Below are 18659 nucleotides of genomic sequence, written 5' to 3'. Positions count from 1 at the left end.
CTGTTACAGATTATTGTTGAGCCCCAAAGCTCTTGAGTAATAATAAGCACCAACCAAGCTGTTATTGTTAGCATCACTCTATGATGATTCTTTGCCATAGCCTTTACTGGTGCTTATTTGTTGTTAATAACGCCAACATCAAAAGTGACGCAATTAACAACGAGTCTTGTTAAATCTTAATCAATTACAACGAGGTTAAACTTCAATCGCCATAGCAGTTGCTTCGCCGCCGCCAATACATAATGACGCCACACCTTTAGCGGTGCCTTTAGCCAAACCTTTAGCTTGTAGCGCATGGATGAGGGTCACTAATACACGGGCGCCAGAACAACCAATTGGATGACCTAATGCACACGCTCCGCCATAGATGTTCACTTTATTGGCATCAAGTTGTAGCTCTTGGATTGCTAACATGGTCACCATGGCAAAGGCTTCGTTGATTTCAAATAAATCAACATCTGTTTTTGCCCAGTTAACCTTGTCGAATAATTTGTTCATCGCGCCCACTGGCGCTGTGGTAAACATTGATGGCTCTTGTGAGTGAGTGCTATGGCCTTTAATCGTGGCCATCACTTCCAAGCCTAATGACGCTGCCTTTTCTCGGGTCATTAGCATTACTGCTGCGGCGCCATCAGAAATCGAGCTTGAGTTGGCGGCGGTAATGGTGCCGTCTTTAGTAAATGCGGGGCGCAATGTCGGGATTTTTTCAGGGCGGGCATTGCCAGGTTGCTCATCGGTATCAACGGTCACATCTCCACGGCGATTTGCAATGGTAATTGGCACAATTTCAGCTTTAAACGCACCTGAATCAATCGCTTTATTGGCTTTTTCAAGTGAGCTTAAGGCAAAGTTATCCATTTGCTCTCGGGTGAGGCCGAAATCATCTGCAGTTTTTTGCGCGAATGTGCCCATAGCGCCGCCAGTGTAGGCATCTTCTAATCCATCAAGAAACATATGGTCTAACACTTTGCCATGCCCCATACGCATACCGCCGCGCGCTTTATCAAGTAAATATGGCGCTTGACTCATACTTTCCATACCACCAGCAATAACCACTTCGCTGCTGCCAGACTTAATTGCATCATGAGCTAACATCACGGTTTTCATGCCTGAACCACAAACCTTATTCACGGTTGTTGCGCCAACACTCAAAGGTAGGTCAGCGCCCAATGTCGCTTGTCTTGCTGGCGCTTGACCTAAGCCTGCCGGTAATACACAACCCATAAACACTTCATCAATTAAATCAGTATTGATTTGAGTTTGATTGACTAAGCCTTTAATTGCATTGGCCGCTAAGGTTGGCGCTGGTACGGCTGATAGTGCGCCTTGAAAGCCCCCCATTGGGGTGCGTTTAGCTGCAACAATGACAATATCTTGGGGTGATTGGTCTGTACTCATAACTTCTCCGGTCTAAACTGCTGGTAAGTAAGCGGACAAAATCAGCAAAAATGTGATCTAGTTCAACTATAAAATAATAGTTACACTCTGACGTTTACGCTAACGTAAAGCAAGTGGTTTGAATGTGATTATCAATAGTGAATATTTTATGAGTGTCACTGAAGATTTACATCAAGCGTAAAGCCCTGATTTAAAATAGCTAAAATGTAATAAATCCCACTAAAAAAGTCATAGCCAGCGTTAAATTATCAAGGTGTTTTTGAGGAGATTTGCCATAAAAAAGGGCGATATCGAAAACGATATCGCCCTTTTTATTAATACTTGTAGCATGATGTTTGGCCGAATTTACGCCATATTTTGTTTAAACACCTTAATCAATCTGTGATTAGCTTTTCAATTCCCACGGCGTTCTTGCGCTCATATCTGATAAATCATAAGGCGTAAGCTGGTAAACATAGTAGTTAAGCCAGTTGCTCACTAACAAACTGCCATGACTGTGCCAGCGAGCAATGGGCTCTTGGCTTGGATCATTATCACGATAGTAGTTGCTCGGTATATTAGGGTTGATACCTAAGCCAACATCTCGCTGATATTCATCATTTAAAGTAGGTTTTTGATACTCAGGATGCCCCATCACAAACAGGTTACGATTATTGCGGCTAAGCACAATATAGGCCCCAGCTTCAGCAGATTCAGCTAGCACTTCAACATCAGAATGTTGGTGTAAATCGTTAATATTCACTTCAGCATAACGTGAATGCGGCGCAAAAAACTCATCATCAAAACCGCGTAGTAATGGATGCGGCTCGTTGGTACGACTATGGTTAAACACCCCCGAACGCTTTTGCTCAAGTAAACTGCGATTAATACCATATAAATGAAACAAACCTGCATGCGCCGCCCAGCATAGAAACAATACTGAAGTAACATGTTCTTGAGACCAATCAATAATTTCTTTAATGTGATCCCAATACACCACATCTTCAAAATCCAGCTGCCCAAGTGGCGCACCGGTAATAATTAACCCATCATAATTGTTCGTTTTAACCGCTTCAAAATCCCGATAAAAAGCATTCATATGATCGACAGAAGTATGCTTAGATGCTTTGTCATGAATACGCAATAGGTCAACATCCACTTGCAGCGGGGTATTACCTAATAAGCGCAATAGTTGCGTTTCGGTTTCAATTTTATTGGGCATTAAATTTAGAATTAATACCCGCATAGGTCGAATATCTTGATTTGCAGCGCGAGTTTCCGACATCACAAAGATATTTTCAGACTCTAAGATTTCAGCTGCAGGTAAATCATCTGGAATTCTAACCGGCATAGGAGCACCTTTTTAATACAAAATAACCCAGTGCATAGCCATGAAACGACTAGCCACCGACTTTATTAACAATCACATTTATGGGCTGTGTCTCATTGACATCAATGCTATACGCTTGTGTATTGATAAACCACAGCTTGCCATTTACTTCTATTCGCGCCCCAATTTAGTAACTATGACCAGCAATAAATTGGTCTGCAGCTATTTGAAACTCAAATGCTTGCGGCGCGTTCACTTGTTGGTACACTTTTTCAGCGATAACAATCGCTTTGGTATCTTGCAAAGACACATCCTTCACTTGCACCGTGAGTATTGCGTTGTCTGGCAATGCCATGCGCTCGCGATAACTCACATCACCACTTATAGACACTAAATGATCTACAGAGCTGCAGCCGAATAATCCGCCTAGCAGCATTAAAGAAATACATGCTTTGCTGATAAATGCTTTGATGATGTTCATATATCCTGTCCTTATAATACATTAAGACTTCTAGAAGTCTATACGTCTCATATTGAATAATATTCTTGCTTGTTATCCCTCGCAGTTGTTTTTATCATAGGCCATCATTTCGTCGTCTAAAAGCACATGACTACAGCAAACGCAATAATAGTGGGCGCTAGCTCACACCTTAGTAAAGAAATCGCCCGTCAATTAGCCGAGCAGAAAGTTTCTCTAGTGCTATTTGTACAAGATCCCGATGCCATGGCCGAGTTTGCCGCAAGCTTACCGACAAAAGTTGATGTGCTACCGTTAGATATTGAAAATCCAACAGCCATTATCAGCCAGCTTGAAAAAGTATGGTTAAGCCTTGAAGGCGCGCATTTAGTGTTAGTGAATACTGGACTTAATGGCTACAGTGAAGCACTGCCTTGGGAAATCGAACAAGATATCATTGACGTCAATGTGCGTGGTTTTGCCGCAATTTGTAATACCACCTTTCGATTAATGCGCGAGCAAGGCTATGGTCAAATTGCTGCAATCAACTCTATTGCCGGTTTACGTGGCGGCCCAAGTGTGGCCTATCATGCATCAAAAGCCTTTGCAGAAAATTACCTTGAAGGCTTAAGCATGCATGCGCAGCGATTAAAGTTACCAATCACTATTACCGATATTCAGCTAGGCCTATTGGATAAAGCTGCAATGCAGAAAAGTAAACTGTGGTTGCCGCCATTGCCAAAAGTGGCTAAACAAATTGTCAGCGCGATGCAAAAAGGCAAGCGCAAAGTCTATGTCACTAAACGCTGGCGCTTAGTGGCTTGGTTAACCTTACTTTTACCTGAGTTTATTTATAATACTCGCCATTGGAAGGTTAAAAAGAAAAAGTAGCTTATTCCGTTATTAGCTCACATAAAAAAACAGGAGCCTAGCTCCTGTTTTTTTTGCTCTAAATATTTTTCAAATATTAGAAGGTGTAACCAATGCTGACCATGTATACCCATGGGTCAATATCAGTTTCAACTGAAATAGCATCTTCACCTAAATTGAATTTAACATCCGTTGAGATATCAGCGTACCAAACCGATGCATTTACTAACCAGTTATCATTAAATTGATAATCAAGCCCAACTTGTGCCGCTAAGCCCCAAGAGTTACTCATGCTTAAATCAGTTAATGCGCCGTCTAAGTCATTGGTAAACTCGTTATCAAAAAAGTTAGTAAAGTTAACACCAACACCAATGTAAGGACGTAATTTAGATTGGCCATTACCAAAGTAATACTGCGCCACTAAGGTTGGTGGTAAATGCTTAGTTTCAGCAATTTTACCTAACTCACCAAGAGAAACATCATGACTAAAAGGAGTTGCTGCCAATAATTCTAAACCCCAATTATCAGTTAGCATGTAACCAAAGTTTAAGCCGACTTGGGTATTATCATCGACTGTAAACTCTGCAACATTAGCAACAACTGGACTAGACTCATTTGGCACAACCGCTACCGCACCAACACGAAAGATAAAATCACCAGCTTGATGAGCAACCGCAGCTGAAGAAACACCTGCAGATAATAAACTGGCAGCAACTAGACTAAGGGCTATTTTTTTATTCATTATGACAACTCCATGTGTACAACATAATTAGCGCTTTCGATAAACACCTTTAACAATTGCCGCTACACTGCCAGATAAAACCTTTAACAATCTTGATCCAGATCAACAAAGCTATTTACATCAAACTAGGTATAACGCTTTATTGACTTAGATCACATTTAGCTTGAACTTTGTCTACTAAGAAGCTTTTAAAATGCCAGTTTAACTGATGAAAACGTTGATTTTTTAACCAGGCACTTTCATGAGCAAAGCATGAGCCTGATATTAACTAAGCAATAACTATTTACCTTTCTGTAACATTTAATAGCGGTATTGCTTGTTAAGCAATCCTATAAAAATTCTGCCTATTAAAGCCTGTCTATAAAAAGACTCATAAAATAAACGCCGCTGCCAATGATTAAAAGATAAACCCCTCAATTGTTGTTACAAAGGTGCTACCCTTGAACAAAATACCTTTACCTTTGTTTATAGGCTGTAATTATCTTTCAATGACACAAATATGGATAACATCACTGTTTAGCCTCACGCTGTTTATTGCAGCTGATTTAGCTGCATCACAGCCCAAGGACATCGCTAATGCTATCTTTGATAATGAGCCCATCTCTGATGATAAGCCTACCTCTGAAAAGACCATCACCGACAAAAAATCACCTTTGAATGAAACCCAGTCAGATGATGAAGTCGAGCCATCAGCTTGTTATAGCCGTTCACAAACTGATGAGAAAATTGATAAGGCTTTTGATTATCTCAACACCAAATTCTGCCAACCGGCCATTTGGTTTGACAGCTTCTTTGTCGATGATCGCATTGAAGATGATGCCAGAGCTGGCACGATTGTCCGTTGGTATAATGATTTTTCCTATTATGAAAAAGAAGGTTTTAAATATCATGCTAACGTCAATGCGCGGGTTAATTTACCTGGAGTCACTAAAAAGCTAAAACTCATTTTTGATTCAACTGGAGAAGATGATCCATTTTCATTTATACGCAGCCCTGACGATAACAACGACAGGGAATTTAGCTTACGCTATGACTGGCTAGCTCGAAATAGAAGTAGTTTTAATATAAAGCTCAGTTTTAAGCCTAAAATCGAAGCTCGTTATCGCTATACCTATCCTATTTCAGAAAATACCATCAGCCGCATCACCCAAAAGCTGTATCAAGAGAAAAATCTCACTGGTGAGTCTACTGAATTCGATATTGAACACTCTTTTAGCGATGATTTTTTATTGCGCTGGAGTGCTGCGTTCCAATATGAAACTAACGATAATGGTTGGGAGCTAGGCTCAGGTCTGCAGTTATATCAATATATCAGTGATAAACAAGCCATTAGTTATCAAGCCCACATACACGGCGTCGACCAGCCCTATAAATATATTGATAGTGCAAAAATTGGCTTAACTTACCGACAAAACTTTGTCCGAGATTGGTTGTTTTTTGCCATCACGCCTGAATATACTTGGACTAAAGAAGATGATGAAGTGCGCATCAATCAAGTGGTGCTAACCTTTACCATAGAGTTTTTATTTCAAAATATTTAACTCTATGCCGATTAGCTAAACCACCGCCAAGAGGACAAGATGATGAATGAAAAATTTATAAAATTTGATGTGTTTGGTAAGTCCTTGTCAATTAAGCGCCAAGATAGACAAAGTGATCAGCCCCAATGGCTACTGTTTCGTGATTCAGGCACCGGGCTTAGATCGCGCATCCATGAGGTCATCATTCCACCTGAGCTTAAAGAAACAGAGTTTGCAGGTTATCTTGATGATATTTTCCATGAAAATGCCACTGCAAAACATTCACAAGTGTTAAAGCTGACATAAAAAAATGACATAAAAATGACATAAAAGGTGCAGCTAAAGGCTATAACTTAAACTCAAGAGCTAATTGACTAGTGATAAATGACAAGGGGTTACGGGGAGGTTAGAGCTCAAGTGAAAGCTTAGGATATTGCTTAAACCAAGGTTTACTGGCAACACGCTCCATAAACACATGTTTATCGGCATTGGGGTTATAGCTCACCGATAGGCTAAATAGGTTTTCATAACCAAATAATGCCTTTAGCACTAACTTGCCATCATTATCCAGTTTTACCGCTACCGCTGTTTGTTGCTCAGGCCAATAACACATCGCATCAAGGGTTGATGTATAGGCTGGGTGATGATTCCTTTTATGCATTCTGGCTTGGTTTTTCACCGACCAAGGCTGTTTTATCCGCTCAGATAATGCTTTTTCGATTAACTTATCACGATAGGCACAGGTTTGTTTGCTGCAATAATAAATCACATCAATATCAGTTAACGCACTGGGCGCTATTTGATGCTGTTTATCCCACACTAAATTACGCACAAACCCTGCAGCAATGTACCAATCTGTAATATTAAGCTCAGTAAAAAGCGCTGCAACTTGCTGCAAGGCACTAATGCGCATCTTGTCTGCTACAATCCAATTTTTTAACTGAGCTTCATAGTCCATATTTTACTCGAGCTTATCTAAAAAATGCTGGGTTAACTGGCATCATCTTGCTGCTCAGGCGCAGCTGCAGCAAAGGCTGGGTGAGCCTGACATGTGTGCCAAATCCGCACAATATTAGGATATGCAAATAAATCTACGTTGAAGCGATAGGCATTGTAAACCTGAGGGATAAGACAAATATCTGCCAAGCTTGGACTGTCGCCAAAACTAAATTTACCAGAGTGAACAGCTAATTGCTTTTCTAGCGCCGCAAAACCTAAATGGATCCAATGATGATACCAGTTCATTTTGTCTTCTTCAGATACGCCCATGTCTTTAACGAGATACTGTAATACCCGTAAGTTGTCCAGTGGGTGAACTTCACAAGCGATCAATTGCGCCATGGCACGCACTACGGCTCTATTTTTAGCCCCTTGTGGCAATAAACTATATTGCGGATATTGCTCTTCTAAATACTCAATAATTGCCAATGACTGGGTTAAATTAAACTCTCCATGGTCATCTTCATCAACCAATGCCGGAACCAAATGCTGTGGGTTCAATTGGGCAAACATATCACTATGCTGCTCACCGCCATTTTTGACTAAATGCACTGAAATTTGCTCTGCATCCAGCTGCTTAAGATTAAGCGCGATACGCACCCGATATGCCGCACTGGAGCGCCAATAACCATATAATTTCATTGTATATCCTTATCAAATTAACTGAGTTAGCATTGATGATATAAAAAAAGCAATAACGTTTGACGCTATTGCTTTTTATCACAGCAAATACTTATTTAAGCTTTGTATTCAACCACTTTTTGATCGATAGAACCAAAGATTGAGTTATCTTGATCATCAAACATTTCAATTCTTACTGTATCGCCAAAACGCATAAATGGCGTTGAAGCTTTACCGTCTGCAATGATTTCTAGCATGCGTTTTTCAGCTAAACAGCTAGAACCGGCACTGCGATCATAATTTGAAATAGTACCAGAACCAATCACAGCTCCCGCTGCCAATGGACGGGTCTTAGCAACATGAGCGACCAATTGACTAAAGTTAAACGTCATATCTACGCCCGCATTAGGACGACCAAATAAATCACCATTTAAATGAGTTACCAATGGTAAGTGCACTTTGCTATCTTGCCATCTGTCACCTAATTCATCAGGGGTAATCGCCACTGGCGAAAACGCACTTGAAGGCTTTGATTGGAAAAAGCCAAACCCTTTCGCTAACTCCCCAGGTATAAGATTACGTAACGATACGTCATTCACTAGCATCAATAATTTGATGTGCTGGGCAGCGTTATCTGCATCTACGCCCATTTTAACGTCGTCAGTGACCACTGCGATTTCTGACTCGAAATCAATACCGTACTCTTCACTGGCCATTTCAATATCGGCTTTTGGCGTGATAAAGCAATCTGAGCCACCTTGATATACTAATGGATCAGTCCAAAACGTTGCTGGCATTTCTGCGCCGCGCGCTTTACGAACCAATTCAACGTGGTTGACGTATGCACTGCCATCAGCCCATTGATATGCACGAGGCAATGGCGATAAACATTTAGCTTCATCAAAATCAACGGCGTTGTCCATCATACCGGCATTTAATGCTTCATATAATTCTTGTAATTGCGGGTTTAATAAATCCCAAGCATCTAATAATTGCTGCATAGTATGCGCAATAGCAGGTACGGCAACGGCTTTGGTTAAATCTTTACTGACCAACATCAGTTGGCCATCACGGCGACCGTTGTTATAACTTGCAAGTTTCATTTTGACTCCTAGATGGGTACAAATAATGTTGCTACTACTCAAGACAATGTGATTACAAGACGTGCTAACTGGCTTGGCAATTCGATTAAATCAAATATGCTACCTGTAAAGCGCCTATGCTGAGTAATAACAACTAAAATAGCGTTGTTAACGATACAAATACCCTAAGCTTAACCGAATTAATATAGCGTGAGATAAATCACACTTTGTTTGCTTGAGAGTTAAATTGTAAAGGTTTCAATACAGAATGAGATCCCAGTATCAGAATGCGGATCTCAGGCTGGTAAACCTCAAAATGCCAGTGGCTTACTGACATTTTGATGGCATGAAATCGTTACACTAAAAATAACCGCTACGATTAATTAACGTTTTTTAGATATTTTGTAGTCGCGCAGCTTGTTAGCAATAGCGGTGTGAGAAACCCCCAGCTTTTTAGCTAATTGACGGGTACTTGGATAAGCTGGATATAAGCGCCTTAATAAGCTTGCCTCATATTCTTTCATGGCTTGATCTAAGCTGCCTTCAAACTCTTCATCAAAGTAGCCAAAGCCTTCAGCATAAGAAGGTAACTTAAGTTGCTCAACGGTTAGTTCTGCCGAGCCATCCCACATCGATACAGCTCTAAAAATAGCGTTTTTAAGCTGACGCACATTACCTGGCCAGGCATAGGTGAACAAGTAGTCCCGACATGATGCTGAAATACGTCGTAATGGACTCGATAACTGCTGGCTATAATGCTCTAAAAACATTTCAGTGAGCGGAATAACATCCACTTTACGTTCACGGAGCGACGGCATGTGATAACTAAGTACATGAATGCGATAGTAAAGATCTTCTCTGAATTCACCTGATTGGCACAGTTCTGCCAAGTTCTTTTGGGTAGAACAAATTATACGTACATCAGCGCGCACTTCTTCATCGCCGCCAATGCGTCTAAAAGTGCCATCTTGTAGTAAACGCAATAGTTTTACTTGAGCAGCTTTTGACATTTCGGCAATTTCATCTAAGAAAACAGTGCCACCTTTCGCCTCTTCAAACAAGCCACGTTTTACCACTTGGCCATTTGACACAAAGCCAAACAATTCTTCTTCTGCCACGCTATCTGGTAATGCAGCGCAGTTAATAGCAATAAAGGCGTGCTCTCGGCGCATACTGGCATCATGGCTCGCTTTGGCCATCAACTCTTTACCAGTACCCGTTTCACCAGTTATTAATAACGGTGCATCCAGTTGGGCCATACGTTTGGCTTGTTTAAGCACATCTTTCATTTTATCGCTAACGGCCAACACATTATCAAAGCCTGTGGTTTGATTTTGCAGCGCATTAAATTGCTTACCGACACGGGCTGGTGATTTTAGCGACACCACCGCGCCCGCTAAAATACTGGCATTGTTTTCATCAGGTAAATAGATAGGCAGCATTTCGGCTAAATATTCATTATTACCAATTTGCACCCGAGTGGCTTGCGCTAATACAGGGGCTTCAGTTAACCAGCGAGAAAAGTTAAATCCTTGCACCCAATGATTAAGCGATTCATCAATCACTTCATGCTCTTGCATATTAAGGGTTAATAATGCGGATTCATTAACAATACGAATACGGCCTTTAGCATTAATTGAAAAAACGGAGTCTGGCAGGGTTTGTAATAAGGTTTTGAGCGCGTAATGTTCTTGCTCGGAGGGCATAAACGATACGGTACGAACATCATGGACGCTTTCTACTTTGCGAATTAAAGGCATTAATTCACTTAAGGTTTCAAAGCCAATTTCGGCAAACTGTAGGTACAAAAAGCCTCTATTGCTGGCATCAATTGCAATTAAGTTAATGCCATAGTTTTCTAGCACTTCTAGAATATCTTTCGCAAGGCCGATACGATCTAAACAACTGACTTCCAAACGCATAAACAACTATTCCCTATTATATTGTTTTCTGGAATATCCGAGGACTCGATTCTGACCATGTCAGGGTGCCCTTCTTAATTTGTGAGCGATACGTTAAAAGGTTATCGGGCGCGTGGCAAGTGTTGTTTACAGCATAATTGTAACAGAGGACGTGCTAAAACAGGTTACGTTAACGTAACCTGCTGATATAATTAACTAAGATTTTAGTTAATTAACTGGTCGGTTTTCGCCGCCATAATGAAATCATTCTTATGAAGACCTTTAATGGAATGTGACCACCAAGTCACTGTCACTTTGCCCCATTCAGTTAAGATCCCCGGATGGTGAAAATCAGCTTCAGCAACATCAGCGAGTTTATTGGTGAATTCCATCGCCAGTTTGAAGTTTTTAAACTTAAAAACTCGCTCTAATTGATTAATACCATCACGGTTTTCAACGGTCCACTGGGGTACCATTTGACTAAATTCAACCAGCTCTTGCTCGGATACTTTTGGGGCATCTATTTGGCAAGCCTCACATTTTAGTTCGGATAAATCTGACATAACAGCTCCTGTATTATCACACTAGTTTAATCTAGTGTTTATATTATTAATGTATAAATGAATGACTAGTTTTAACGAGTCCCTAAACGGCTATTGGCTTGGGTTTTGGGGCAAATTTAGCCGCAAACAAACCTAGCTGCCGTGCTTTAGCGACTTCAGCCATAATATCCATTCGAGTGATTTCATCTAAAAAGTCGATATTGTCGATAACGTAATAAATCGGCTGCATAATATCTATTCGATATGGGGTTCTCAGCACATCCAGTAGCTCAAAAGGCTTACGCTCCGGTTTATCACTTAATGCGTATAAGGTTTCACCTGGCGAGCTTAATATACCGCCACCATAGATATTAAGTTGATCATCTTTGGCTTTCATTAAACCAAACTCGACCGTAAACCAATATAATCTCGCTAAAAACACCCGTTCTTCTTTAGATGCCGCCAAACCTAATTGGCCATAAATATGCGAAAAATGTGCAAATGACGGATTGGTTAATAACGGGCAATGACCAAATATTTCATGAAAAATATCAGGTTCTTGTAGGTAGTCGAACTCTTCTTTTGAGCGAATAAAGGTCGCCACAGGAAACTGCTTATTGGCCAACAATTCAAAAAATTTACCGAATGAAATAAGTGCCGGCACTCCTGAAGTTTGCCAGCCTGTAGATGCAAGTAACACCTTATCGATTTCTTTTAATTGCGGTACCCGATTCGTGGGCATAGCTAAAGCATCAAGGCCATGCATATATGCCTCGCAAGCTCTGCCTGGCATATTGTTCACTTGGCGCTGATATAACTGATGCCAAATGTCATGTTCTTCATCGGTATATTGGATGTAACCCTGACTATCAGGGATCTTCGCGGTGTAATTTGTTACTTTGCTCATAAGTGCCACTTTACGTAAACTTCACTCCCTTCATAGTGTGCTAAGGATCACATTTTGTTAACTGCTTGGGGTTTTATTCTTCAGTGATTTGACAGTACAATTCGTAAACAAAACGCTACATTAGCAGTTTCTACTAAACTTAACTTAATAAAATTAGTCATATAAACTGCCACCTTTAAATTACAAAGTGGCCAACAACTCATCTCCCGATTCTGTCTTAAGTCAATGGATAAAACTTTTAAGCTTTAAACAGGTTAAAGCTTGATACCTTTTTTAGTGAGCTTGATAACTTAAGTAGAATAAAATCCAAGCAATTAACTCGCTTTACTTTGGCGCTATAGTTAAACTTTTAAGTAGACTGTCATTTTTGCATTCAAATTTATGTCATCCACAGTTAAGGACATTTCATGGCAATTTTAGTCACTGGCGGAGCCGGATATATAGGAAGCCACACTGTAGTTGAACTGTTAAATGCTAATCAACAGGTTATCATTGTCGATAATTTATCCAACGCCAATGTCATCGCCTTATCTCGCATTGAACAAATTACCGGTAAAAGCTGCATTTTTTATCAAGGCAGTGTGCTAAATAAAGCGCTATTACATAAAATATTTACTGATCATGTCATTGAATCAGTAATTCATTTTGCTGGTTTAAAAGCGGAGGCTGATTCAGTGTGTAAGCCATTGCAGTATTATGAAACTAATGTCACCGGCACAATAATTTTGTGCCAAGTCATGGCGGAACATCAGGTGAAAAAGTTAGTTTTTAGCTTTTCAGCTACGGTATACGGCATCCCTGATGGCTTGCCTATTAAAGAAACCGATTCAACCGGAGCCACGAACCCTTATGGCCAGTCAAAGCTGATGGTGGAACAACTACTGGCTGACTTACATACTGCTGATAATCAATGGGATATCACTATTTTACGCTACTTCAACCCAGTTGGTGCTCACCCAAGCGGACTGATCGGTGAAGATCCTAGCGATATTCCGAATAATCTTATGCCTTATATATGCCAAGTGGCTGTGGGCAAGCTAAAAGAATTACAGGTGTTTGGTAATGATTATCTTACCCCTGACGGCACAGGTGTACGAGATTACATCCATGTGGTTGATTTAGCCCAAGGCCACCTAAAAGCATTAGCTAAGCTCAACAGTAATTCAGGCATTGCCACCTACAATTTAGGCACAGGCCGTGGGTACAGCGTTATCGAAATTATTAATACCTTTGAGCAAATAACCGGTAAAGCGATACCCTATTGCTTTAGTGCTCGTAGAGAGGGCGATCTTGCGGCATACTTTGCTGACGTGTCTCAGGCGAAAACGGCATTAGATTGGCACGCTGAGCTGTCCCTTGAAACCATGGTTGAATCTAGCTGGCATTGGCAATCTAAAAATCCTGACGGCTACCGAAGTTAAGGGGTTAGTTGACATAGTTTTTTGAGCCTATTTATTTAAGCCCTGTAGATATTTACTGGCTAACTTTAGTCTCATTAATGTTAGCCTTGTTATTGTTAGCCAAAAATAGTGGAAGAAGTATGAGTCAGTCAGTCAATCACAGCCGCAGAAACCTATTTCGCAGACGTAAAATTGATGCCCAAAGACCGCCTTGGGTTAAGTCTGATATTGAGTTCACTGACGAATGTACTCGCTGTAATGCCTGCATCGATGCCTGCGAAACTAAGGTAATCATTAAAGGTGATGGTGGTTTTCCTGAAATATCATTCACAAACGACGAGTGCACATTCTGTCAGCAATGCGCCACAGTATGCAAAGAGCCCATTTTTGATCTTTCTCAACTCACGCCTTGGAACATAAAAGCCAGCGTCAATGACAGCTGTTTAACCTATCAAGGCGTATGGTGTCAAAGCTGTAAAGATGCCTGCGATCCCGCAGCAATAAGCTTTAAGATGGCCATTGGCCAAGTACCCAAACCTATGATTGATCTTGAGGCTTGTACAGGCTGCGGCGCTTGTGTTGCCCCCTGCCCATCAGCTTCTATCAGTGTCATTGAGCTTAACGTTACGAGTTAATGCCGTTTTAGCTAAGCTGTATCAATAAACTGTGTCAATAAGTCTTGGTAGTCAAAAAAGTCTTAATAGTCAAAATTTAATTGTTTTTTTTGCGATTAATTGTCGCTATATTAAATGTTAAATACTAACAACAAAATAAATTTAACCGCATAATTATCCTGGTCATTGCGGTCAAAAATGCATAAAGAGAGCGAATATGTTTAGTAAAAAAAGTCCCACAAGTAACCTGAGTTTTATTGCCAATGATTGTGAATTAAGCGGTAATATCAAAGTTAACGGCGACGTACTTATTGCAGGGAAAGTTGATGGCGAAATTCGCGCTTCTGGTAACATAACGGTTGAAGCTACTGGGGTTGTCACCGGTGGTGTTGTTTGTGTGGAAGCGACGGTTTCTGGCTTAATGACAGGTAATATTAATTGCGAAAAACTCACCATTACCAATACCGGAACTTTTGATGGTGAAGTATATAGTAAGCGTATGGAAATTTTAGATAACGGCCAGTTCCTTGGTTATCGAAAAGCTTACGATAAACAAAGCAAAGCATTAGAAAATAATGAAAAATTGGTTTCCACTGTTGAAACTGAAAAAGAAAAGCCTCAACTCACTGCAGCTGTATCGGCATAGTCAATTTCAGCGTTTGGCTTATCCTTCATGAATATCTAAAACGAATGCCAAACATCGACGTTTGGCATTCGTTCAATAAGTTATTATTTAATAATTAAACACATCTCTTTTTGTAAGCACTTTTAATTAGCGCTTTGGCTATAAGTTAGCAATATCTACAAATAATCGCTTTAGGGCTTAATAGATTGCTGCTGCCATTGCCGCAGTAAGCTGACAAACTCCGCTGGCGCTCTATCTAGGCTATCAATAGATAAATACAGGTGAAACCCGAGTTGAGCATCTAAGGTTTGGCAGCGATGGCCAAACATGGCTAATACGCCACGATAACGCTCACCATTAACCACTAATGGGGTAAATTCAGCGCCGACATAGGTTTCAAGGCTTTGTAAGTCTTCATCTTGAGTCGCTGCTGTCATGAGTAACGGCCGCTGCTCAGTCAATAACCCGGTGGCTAACCTTGGGGAGATACAATCTAAAATCGGATTGATGTGTTTGAGTTTAATGCCAATATACGGCAGTTCAATTAACTCAAGATTTTGGGTCACCCGTGACACGTCAATACGCTGCACATTATCCCAAGCTACGTGCACTGTGCCGCGGCCATGATAATAATCAAATCCTGCTGCAGATAATTTAAAACTGGCTTTCGGCTGATTTATTTTGGCAACACCTAGTACCAGCCCTACACTGCCAACGGCAAAAAACACCATACCGACACCAAATAGGCTTTTGTTGTTGATAAATAATATAAAGCTGATAAATACCGCAATGCCACCAGCAATGGTTAAACTAATGCCGTTGCGCTTATTATGCGGCGCGATAAACAATGGCTCTGAGCGCTCATGTTGGCTGGGATCAGACATCAGTTAATAATCCTTTTATGGTTAGCCATAACATGCCCACATACTCGTGAATTGCACGCTGGGATATATACAGATTTTCAGCACTAAAGCGCCACCAATAACCCGGTGAGCTGATAAAATTAGTCGGTGCGGCGATGGGATTTAAATCAAGTGTGGTAAAAATCTTCATTGAGCGCGGCATATGGGTCGCAGAGGTAACCAATATAAAAGGCTTATTGGCAATTAACTCAGCCATAGATTTTGCTTCTTCAATGGTATCTAGCGCATCAGCAAACGTCACTATTTGGCTTGCTTGCACGCCCAGCTCAATCGCCGCTTGCTGCATAATTTCAGCATGGGGGGTTGGCGTTAAGCCGCCACTCCAACCACTGACCACCAACTGGCAACGATTATCTGCAAGTTTTAGCTGCCTTACGCCTTCTGATAATCTTGCTAATGCTGTCGATGATAACTGCTGCACCGCAGCTCGATTAGCATTTTCAGTGTGACCTGAACCCAGCACCATCACATAACAGGCTTGCTGCGCATTAGCGACAGTACCCGATTGATAAACAAGGGTTAAAGGGGAGTTATTCACTGGGTATTGAGACTCTAAACTGGCTGCTAACCCTGCACTAAATTGCGAATTACTCAGTAGCAATAAAATAGCGAAAGCCGCGATTAAAGCGCTTTGCCCTAAGGTTTTCAATCGCTGGGATTGGCTGCGGAACACAAATATCGCCAATAACAGCAGTAATAATGTCAGCGGAATAGGCATAACCAATTGAGATAAGATTTTTTTAAGCCAAAACATCGAGATACCCAGTTTTTAATGAAACGATATTTTAACTTGTCACAGCCAAGATTACTATTTGAAGTGTTAGCAAACTGCAATTAAGCCTGCGTGTTAGCTTAAGGGAATGTCGCCTTACATTAAAGTTTGAAACGTTTATCGACTTAAAACTGCATTAACTTGTAATCAGTAAGGCCGCAAAACACAATAAAGATTGAAATTTTTGCTTTACCGCATGACGCCACAGCGAACAATAAAGACAATAAAGACAATAAAGACAATAAAGACCGAAACTCACTTTTGGACATTTGTGAGCTATAGAGCTTACTAAATTAGAAAAATACGGATAACAAAACGTACCTCGTTAAGCCCATTCATAAATACATTTCAGTATTGACACTTTCCCCAATATTTCCACTCCTGAAAACTCCTTCTTGACATGGGTAGAACGTTCCCTCTACCATGAAAAGTAAAACAAACGTTCTACCTTGATAGGTTTCATTATGTTAAAAGACCAGATCGCTGCAAGTTTAGAGCAAGCGTTTAGCAATTATGGGTTTGCAGAGCCGAGTGTAACTCAACTAAAAGTCGCCTGTGGTGTAAGCCTAAGAACCTTGTACAAACACTACCCATCTAAGGAAGAGATGATTGTCGGAGCTTTGCAACATCGCCACCAACGTTACCTAAAATTTTTGTCAGAGCACTCTCCAGAAGCAGGGTTAGGTTCTATACAACATATATTCACCATGCTTGGGATTTGGATGGCTGAGAACGCGCCAAATGGTTGTATGTCTCTTAATGCTCTTGCAGCATTCCCTGAGAATGAGCTTATCTCTAGCGCGGTCACAAATCATAAAAAGGAGGTTATGCTTTTCTTAGGTGGACAAAGTTTACGCGAAGACTTAGCTCTTCCCTTGTATCTACTTCATGAAGGAGTATCTAGCGCGTGGCCGATTATAGGAAATGACGCGATTCAATCAGCACAACACACAATCTTGGCATTACTATCAGAGAACAAAGTATGACTAAAATACCGAAAACAATGAGATCTGTATTACTTAATGGTCACGGTGGTTCTAATATGCTGGAATATCGTGACGATATTCCAGTTCCAACACCGAAAGACTTTGAAGTATTAATTCGTGTATCAGCGGCAGGAGTCAATAACACGGATATCAATACTCGTATTGGCTGGTACTCAAAAGGTGACCAAAACAGTGAAGATGCTAGCTGGAGTGGTAACGCACTGAGCTTTCCTAGAATCCAAGGAGCAGATGTTTGCGGTCAAATTGTTGCAGTTGGCCGCTCCGTTGATTTAGGTCGCATCGGAGAACGTGTTCTAGTTGAACCATGTATTGTCGATGTAAACGGTGAGAATAAGAATTCTCCGTGGTATTTTGGCTCTGAATGTGATGGTGGTTTTGCTGAGTATGCTGTCGTTTCTTCAAAGCACGCCTATAAAATAAATTCAGACTTAAATGATATAGAACTCGCATCATTTCCGTGTTCTTATTCTACCGCGGAAAACATGTTGACCCGTTCCAAAGTCAAAGAAGGCGATCATGTATTGATCTCAGGCGCATCTGGAGGGGTAGGCTCAGCAGCAATTCAGCTTGCTAAAGCTCGTGGCGCGATAGTAATTGCGATCACCAGCTCGAATAAGCGCGAATTAGTTAGAGAGCTTGGCGCTGATATGGTGGTCAACAGAGACGAAGACCTCACTGACACATTAGGAAAAAATAGTGTAGACGTGGTTATCGACCTAGTCGCTGGCAACCAATGGTATCAGTTTTTAGAGGTTCTGCGCCCCAAAGGTCGCTACGCTGTATCTGGCGCAATAGGTGGGCCTTTGGTAGAGCTAGATGTACGCACACTGTACCTTAAGGATTTAAGCTTCTATGGTTGTACGGTACTCGAGCCGAGTGTTTTTACTAACCTAGTCCATCACATAGAACAAGGTAATATCAAGCCATTAATAGCTAAGACCTTCCCGCTAGAGGAAATTGTTCAAGCACA

20 protein-coding genes are annotated in these 18659 nt (G+C 41.0%); 8 read left to right on the top strand and 12 right to left on the bottom strand.

Annotated features, from left to right (window positions below; translation table 11 throughout):
- Positions 1–195: 195 nt before the first annotated feature.
- The 3 genes from AB4140_RS00745 to AB4140_RS00735 form a co-directional block, all read right to left on the bottom strand.
- Complete coding sequence (locus AB4140_RS00745) at positions 196–1398, bottom strand: acetyl-CoA C-acyltransferase (protein WP_102437719.1); 1203 nt, start codon at positions 1396–1398, stop codon at positions 196–198.
- A 385-nt stretch (positions 1399–1783) separates the two neighbouring features.
- A complete protein-coding gene (metA, locus tag AB4140_RS00740; RefSeq protein WP_102532228.1) occupies positions 1784–2728 on the bottom strand; it encodes a homoserine O-succinyltransferase in 945 nt (314 codons plus the stop codon).
- A 166-nt stretch (positions 2729–2894) separates the two neighbouring features.
- The gene (locus tag AB4140_RS00735) at positions 2895–3188 is read right to left on the bottom strand and encodes a YbaY family lipoprotein (protein ID WP_371999377.1); all 294 of its coding nucleotides are present in this window, start codon (positions 3186–3188) and stop codon (positions 2895–2897) included.
- A 126-nt stretch (positions 3189–3314) separates the two neighbouring features.
- On the opposite strand from AB4140_RS00735, the gene AB4140_RS00730 reads away from it, so the two are divergent.
- The gene (locus AB4140_RS00730) at positions 3315–4055 is read left to right on the top strand and encodes an SDR family oxidoreductase (RefSeq protein WP_102532226.1); all 741 of its coding nucleotides are present in this window, start codon (positions 3315–3317) and stop codon (positions 4053–4055) included.
- Between the two features lie 76 nt (positions 4056–4131).
- Here the strand turns inward: AB4140_RS00730 and ompW are convergent, their stop codons facing one another.
- Complete coding sequence (gene ompW / locus AB4140_RS00725) at positions 4132–4776, bottom strand: outer membrane protein OmpW (protein WP_102437727.1); 645 nt, start codon at positions 4774–4776, stop codon at positions 4132–4134.
- Between the two features lie 440 nt (positions 4777–5216).
- Here ompW and AB4140_RS00720 point away from each other — a divergent pair, with 440 nt between their 5' ends.
- The gene (locus AB4140_RS00720) at positions 5217–6317 is read left to right on the top strand and encodes a hypothetical protein (RefSeq protein ID WP_371999375.1); all 1101 of its coding nucleotides are present in this window, start codon (positions 5217–5219) and stop codon (positions 6315–6317) included.
- Between the two features lie 39 nt (positions 6318–6356).
- Positions 6357–6602, top strand: coding sequence for a hypothetical protein (locus AB4140_RS00715; protein WP_371999373.1), 246 nt, complete (start codon positions 6357–6359; stop codon positions 6600–6602).
- Between the two features lie 100 nt (positions 6603–6702).
- Here AB4140_RS00715 and AB4140_RS00710 read toward each other — a convergent pair whose 3' ends face one another.
- The 6 genes from AB4140_RS00710 to phhA form a co-directional block, all read right to left on the bottom strand.
- Positions 6703–7254 (bottom strand): nucleotidyltransferase family protein, encoded by a 552-nt coding sequence (locus AB4140_RS00710; RefSeq protein WP_371999371.1) that lies wholly within the window; start codon positions 7252–7254, stop codon positions 6703–6705.
- 32 nt (positions 7255–7286) lie between these two features.
- Positions 7287–7937 (bottom strand): maleylacetoacetate isomerase, encoded by a 651-nt coding sequence (maiA, locus tag AB4140_RS00705; RefSeq protein ID WP_371999369.1) that lies wholly within the window; start codon positions 7935–7937, stop codon positions 7287–7289.
- Between the two features lie 95 nt (positions 7938–8032).
- Positions 8033–9019 (bottom strand): fumarylacetoacetate hydrolase family protein, encoded by a 987-nt coding sequence (locus AB4140_RS00700; protein ID WP_371999367.1) that lies wholly within the window; start codon positions 9017–9019, stop codon positions 8033–8035.
- 362 nt (positions 9020–9381) lie between these two features.
- Positions 9382–10920, bottom strand: coding sequence for a transcriptional regulator TyrR (gene tyrR, locus AB4140_RS00695; RefSeq protein WP_102437737.1), 1539 nt, complete (start codon positions 10918–10920; stop codon positions 9382–9384).
- A 203-nt stretch (positions 10921–11123) separates the two neighbouring features.
- The gene (locus AB4140_RS00690; protein ID WP_371999365.1) at positions 11124–11462 is read right to left on the bottom strand and encodes a 4a-hydroxytetrahydrobiopterin dehydratase; all 339 of its coding nucleotides are present in this window, start codon (positions 11460–11462) and stop codon (positions 11124–11126) included.
- An 82-nt stretch (positions 11463–11544) separates the two neighbouring features.
- The gene (gene phhA, locus AB4140_RS00685) at positions 11545–12348 is read right to left on the bottom strand and encodes a phenylalanine 4-monooxygenase (RefSeq protein WP_303461787.1); all 804 of its coding nucleotides are present in this window, start codon (positions 12346–12348) and stop codon (positions 11545–11547) included.
- Positions 12349–12755: 407 nt separating this feature from the next.
- Here phhA and galE point away from each other — a divergent pair, with 407 nt between their 5' ends.
- The 3 genes from galE (at position 12756) to AB4140_RS00670 (ending at position 15008) form a co-directional block, all read left to right on the top strand.
- The gene (galE, locus tag AB4140_RS00680) at positions 12756–13769 is read left to right on the top strand and encodes a UDP-glucose 4-epimerase GalE (RefSeq protein ID WP_371999363.1); all 1014 of its coding nucleotides are present in this window, start codon (positions 12756–12758) and stop codon (positions 13767–13769) included.
- A 119-nt stretch (positions 13770–13888) separates the two neighbouring features.
- Positions 13889–14383 (top strand): ferredoxin-type protein NapF, encoded by a 495-nt coding sequence (gene napF / locus AB4140_RS00675; RefSeq protein WP_102519031.1) that lies wholly within the window; start codon positions 13889–13891, stop codon positions 14381–14383.
- A 196-nt stretch (positions 14384–14579) separates the two neighbouring features.
- On the top strand, positions 14580–15008 hold the full coding sequence (locus AB4140_RS00670; protein WP_102437747.1) for a polymer-forming cytoskeletal protein: 429 nt from the start codon (positions 14580–14582) through the stop codon (positions 15006–15008).
- A 170-nt stretch (positions 15009–15178) separates the two neighbouring features.
- Here the strand turns inward: AB4140_RS00670 and AB4140_RS00665 are convergent, their stop codons facing one another.
- Positions 15179–15871 (bottom strand): DUF2982 domain-containing protein, encoded by a 693-nt coding sequence (locus AB4140_RS00665; protein WP_371999361.1) that lies wholly within the window; start codon positions 15869–15871, stop codon positions 15179–15181.
- Positions 15864–16664 (bottom strand): ElyC/SanA/YdcF family protein, encoded by an 801-nt coding sequence (locus tag AB4140_RS00660; protein ID WP_102519035.1) that lies wholly within the window; start codon positions 16662–16664, stop codon positions 15864–15866. Before AB4140_RS00660 ends, AB4140_RS00665 begins: the two co-directional genes overlap by 8 nt.
- Positions 16665–17146: 482 nt before the next feature.
- Here AB4140_RS00660 and AB4140_RS00655 point away from each other — a divergent pair, with 482 nt between their 5' ends.
- Together AB4140_RS00655 and AB4140_RS00650 are read left to right on the top strand one after the other, a co-directional pair.
- A complete protein-coding gene (locus AB4140_RS00655) occupies positions 17147–17668 on the top strand; it encodes a TetR/AcrR family transcriptional regulator (RefSeq protein ID WP_371999359.1) in 522 nt (173 codons plus the stop codon).
- Positions 17665–18659, top strand: a 995-nt coding sequence (locus AB4140_RS00650; protein ID WP_371999357.1) for an alcohol dehydrogenase family protein, incomplete at its 3' end; no start/stop codon positions are given. The genes AB4140_RS00655 and AB4140_RS00650, both read left to right, overlap by 4 nt.

This window comes from Shewanella sp. 10N.286.51.B2 (genome assembly GCF_041469265.1).
Lineage (GTDB): Bacteria > Pseudomonadota > Gammaproteobacteria > Enterobacterales > Shewanellaceae > Shewanella.
The sequence above is the reverse complement of the archived record's forward strand: the minus strand, read 5'-3'. Positions and strand labels throughout refer to the sequence as shown.

Excerpts from the sequence above, each read along its gene's own strand:
- phhA (WP_303461787.1), bottom strand. The coding sequence starts at position 12,348 with ATGAGCAAAGTAACAAATTACACCGCGAAGATCCCTGATAGTCAGGGT.
- AB4140_RS00690 (WP_371999365.1), bottom strand. The coding sequence starts at position 11,462 with ATGTCAGATTTATCCGAACTAAAATGTGAGGCTTGCCAAATAGATGCC.
- AB4140_RS00735 (WP_371999377.1), bottom strand. The coding sequence starts at position 3,188 with ATGAACATCATCAAAGCATTTATCAGCAAAGCATGTATTTCTTTAATG.
- tyrR (WP_102437737.1), bottom strand. The coding sequence starts at position 10,920 with ATGCGTTTGGAAGTCAGTTGTTTAGATCGTATCGGCCTTGCGAAAGAT.
- AB4140_RS00655 (WP_371999359.1), top strand. The coding sequence starts at position 17,147 with ATGTTAAAAGACCAGATCGCTGCAAGTTTAGAGCAAGCGTTTAGCAAT.
- AB4140_RS00700 (WP_371999367.1), bottom strand. The coding sequence starts at position 9,019 with ATGAAACTTGCAAGTTATAACAACGGTCGCCGTGATGGCCAACTGATG.
- AB4140_RS00660 (WP_102519035.1), bottom strand. The coding sequence starts at position 16,664 with ATGTTTTGGCTTAAAAAAATCTTATCTCAATTGGTTATGCCTATTCCG.
- AB4140_RS00745 (WP_102437719.1), bottom strand. The coding sequence starts at position 1,398 with ATGAGTACAGACCAATCACCCCAAGATATTGTCATTGTTGCAGCTAAA.
- AB4140_RS00665 (WP_371999361.1), bottom strand. The coding sequence starts at position 15,871 with ATGTCTGATCCCAGCCAACATGAGCGCTCAGAGCCATTGTTTATCGCG.
- metA (WP_102532228.1), bottom strand. The coding sequence starts at position 2,728 with ATGCCGGTTAGAATTCCAGATGATTTACCTGCAGCTGAAATCTTAGAG.
- AB4140_RS00730 (WP_102532226.1), top strand. The coding sequence starts at position 3,315 with ATGACTACAGCAAACGCAATAATAGTGGGCGCTAGCTCACACCTTAGT.
- ompW (WP_102437727.1), bottom strand. The coding sequence starts at position 4,776 with ATGAATAAAAAAATAGCCCTTAGTCTAGTTGCTGCCAGTTTATTATCT.
- maiA (WP_371999369.1), bottom strand. The coding sequence starts at position 7,937 with ATGAAATTATATGGTTATTGGCGCTCCAGTGCGGCATATCGGGTGCGT.
- AB4140_RS00710 (WP_371999371.1), bottom strand. The coding sequence starts at position 7,254 with ATGGACTATGAAGCTCAGTTAAAAAATTGGATTGTAGCAGACAAGATG.
- napF (WP_102519031.1), top strand. The coding sequence starts at position 13,889 with ATGAGTCAGTCAGTCAATCACAGCCGCAGAAACCTATTTCGCAGACGT.
- galE (WP_371999363.1), top strand. The coding sequence starts at position 12,756 with ATGGCAATTTTAGTCACTGGCGGAGCCGGATATATAGGAAGCCACACT.
- AB4140_RS00670 (WP_102437747.1), top strand. The coding sequence starts at position 14,580 with ATGTTTAGTAAAAAAAGTCCCACAAGTAACCTGAGTTTTATTGCCAAT.
- AB4140_RS00715 (WP_371999373.1), top strand. The coding sequence starts at position 6,357 with ATGATGAATGAAAAATTTATAAAATTTGATGTGTTTGGTAAGTCCTTG.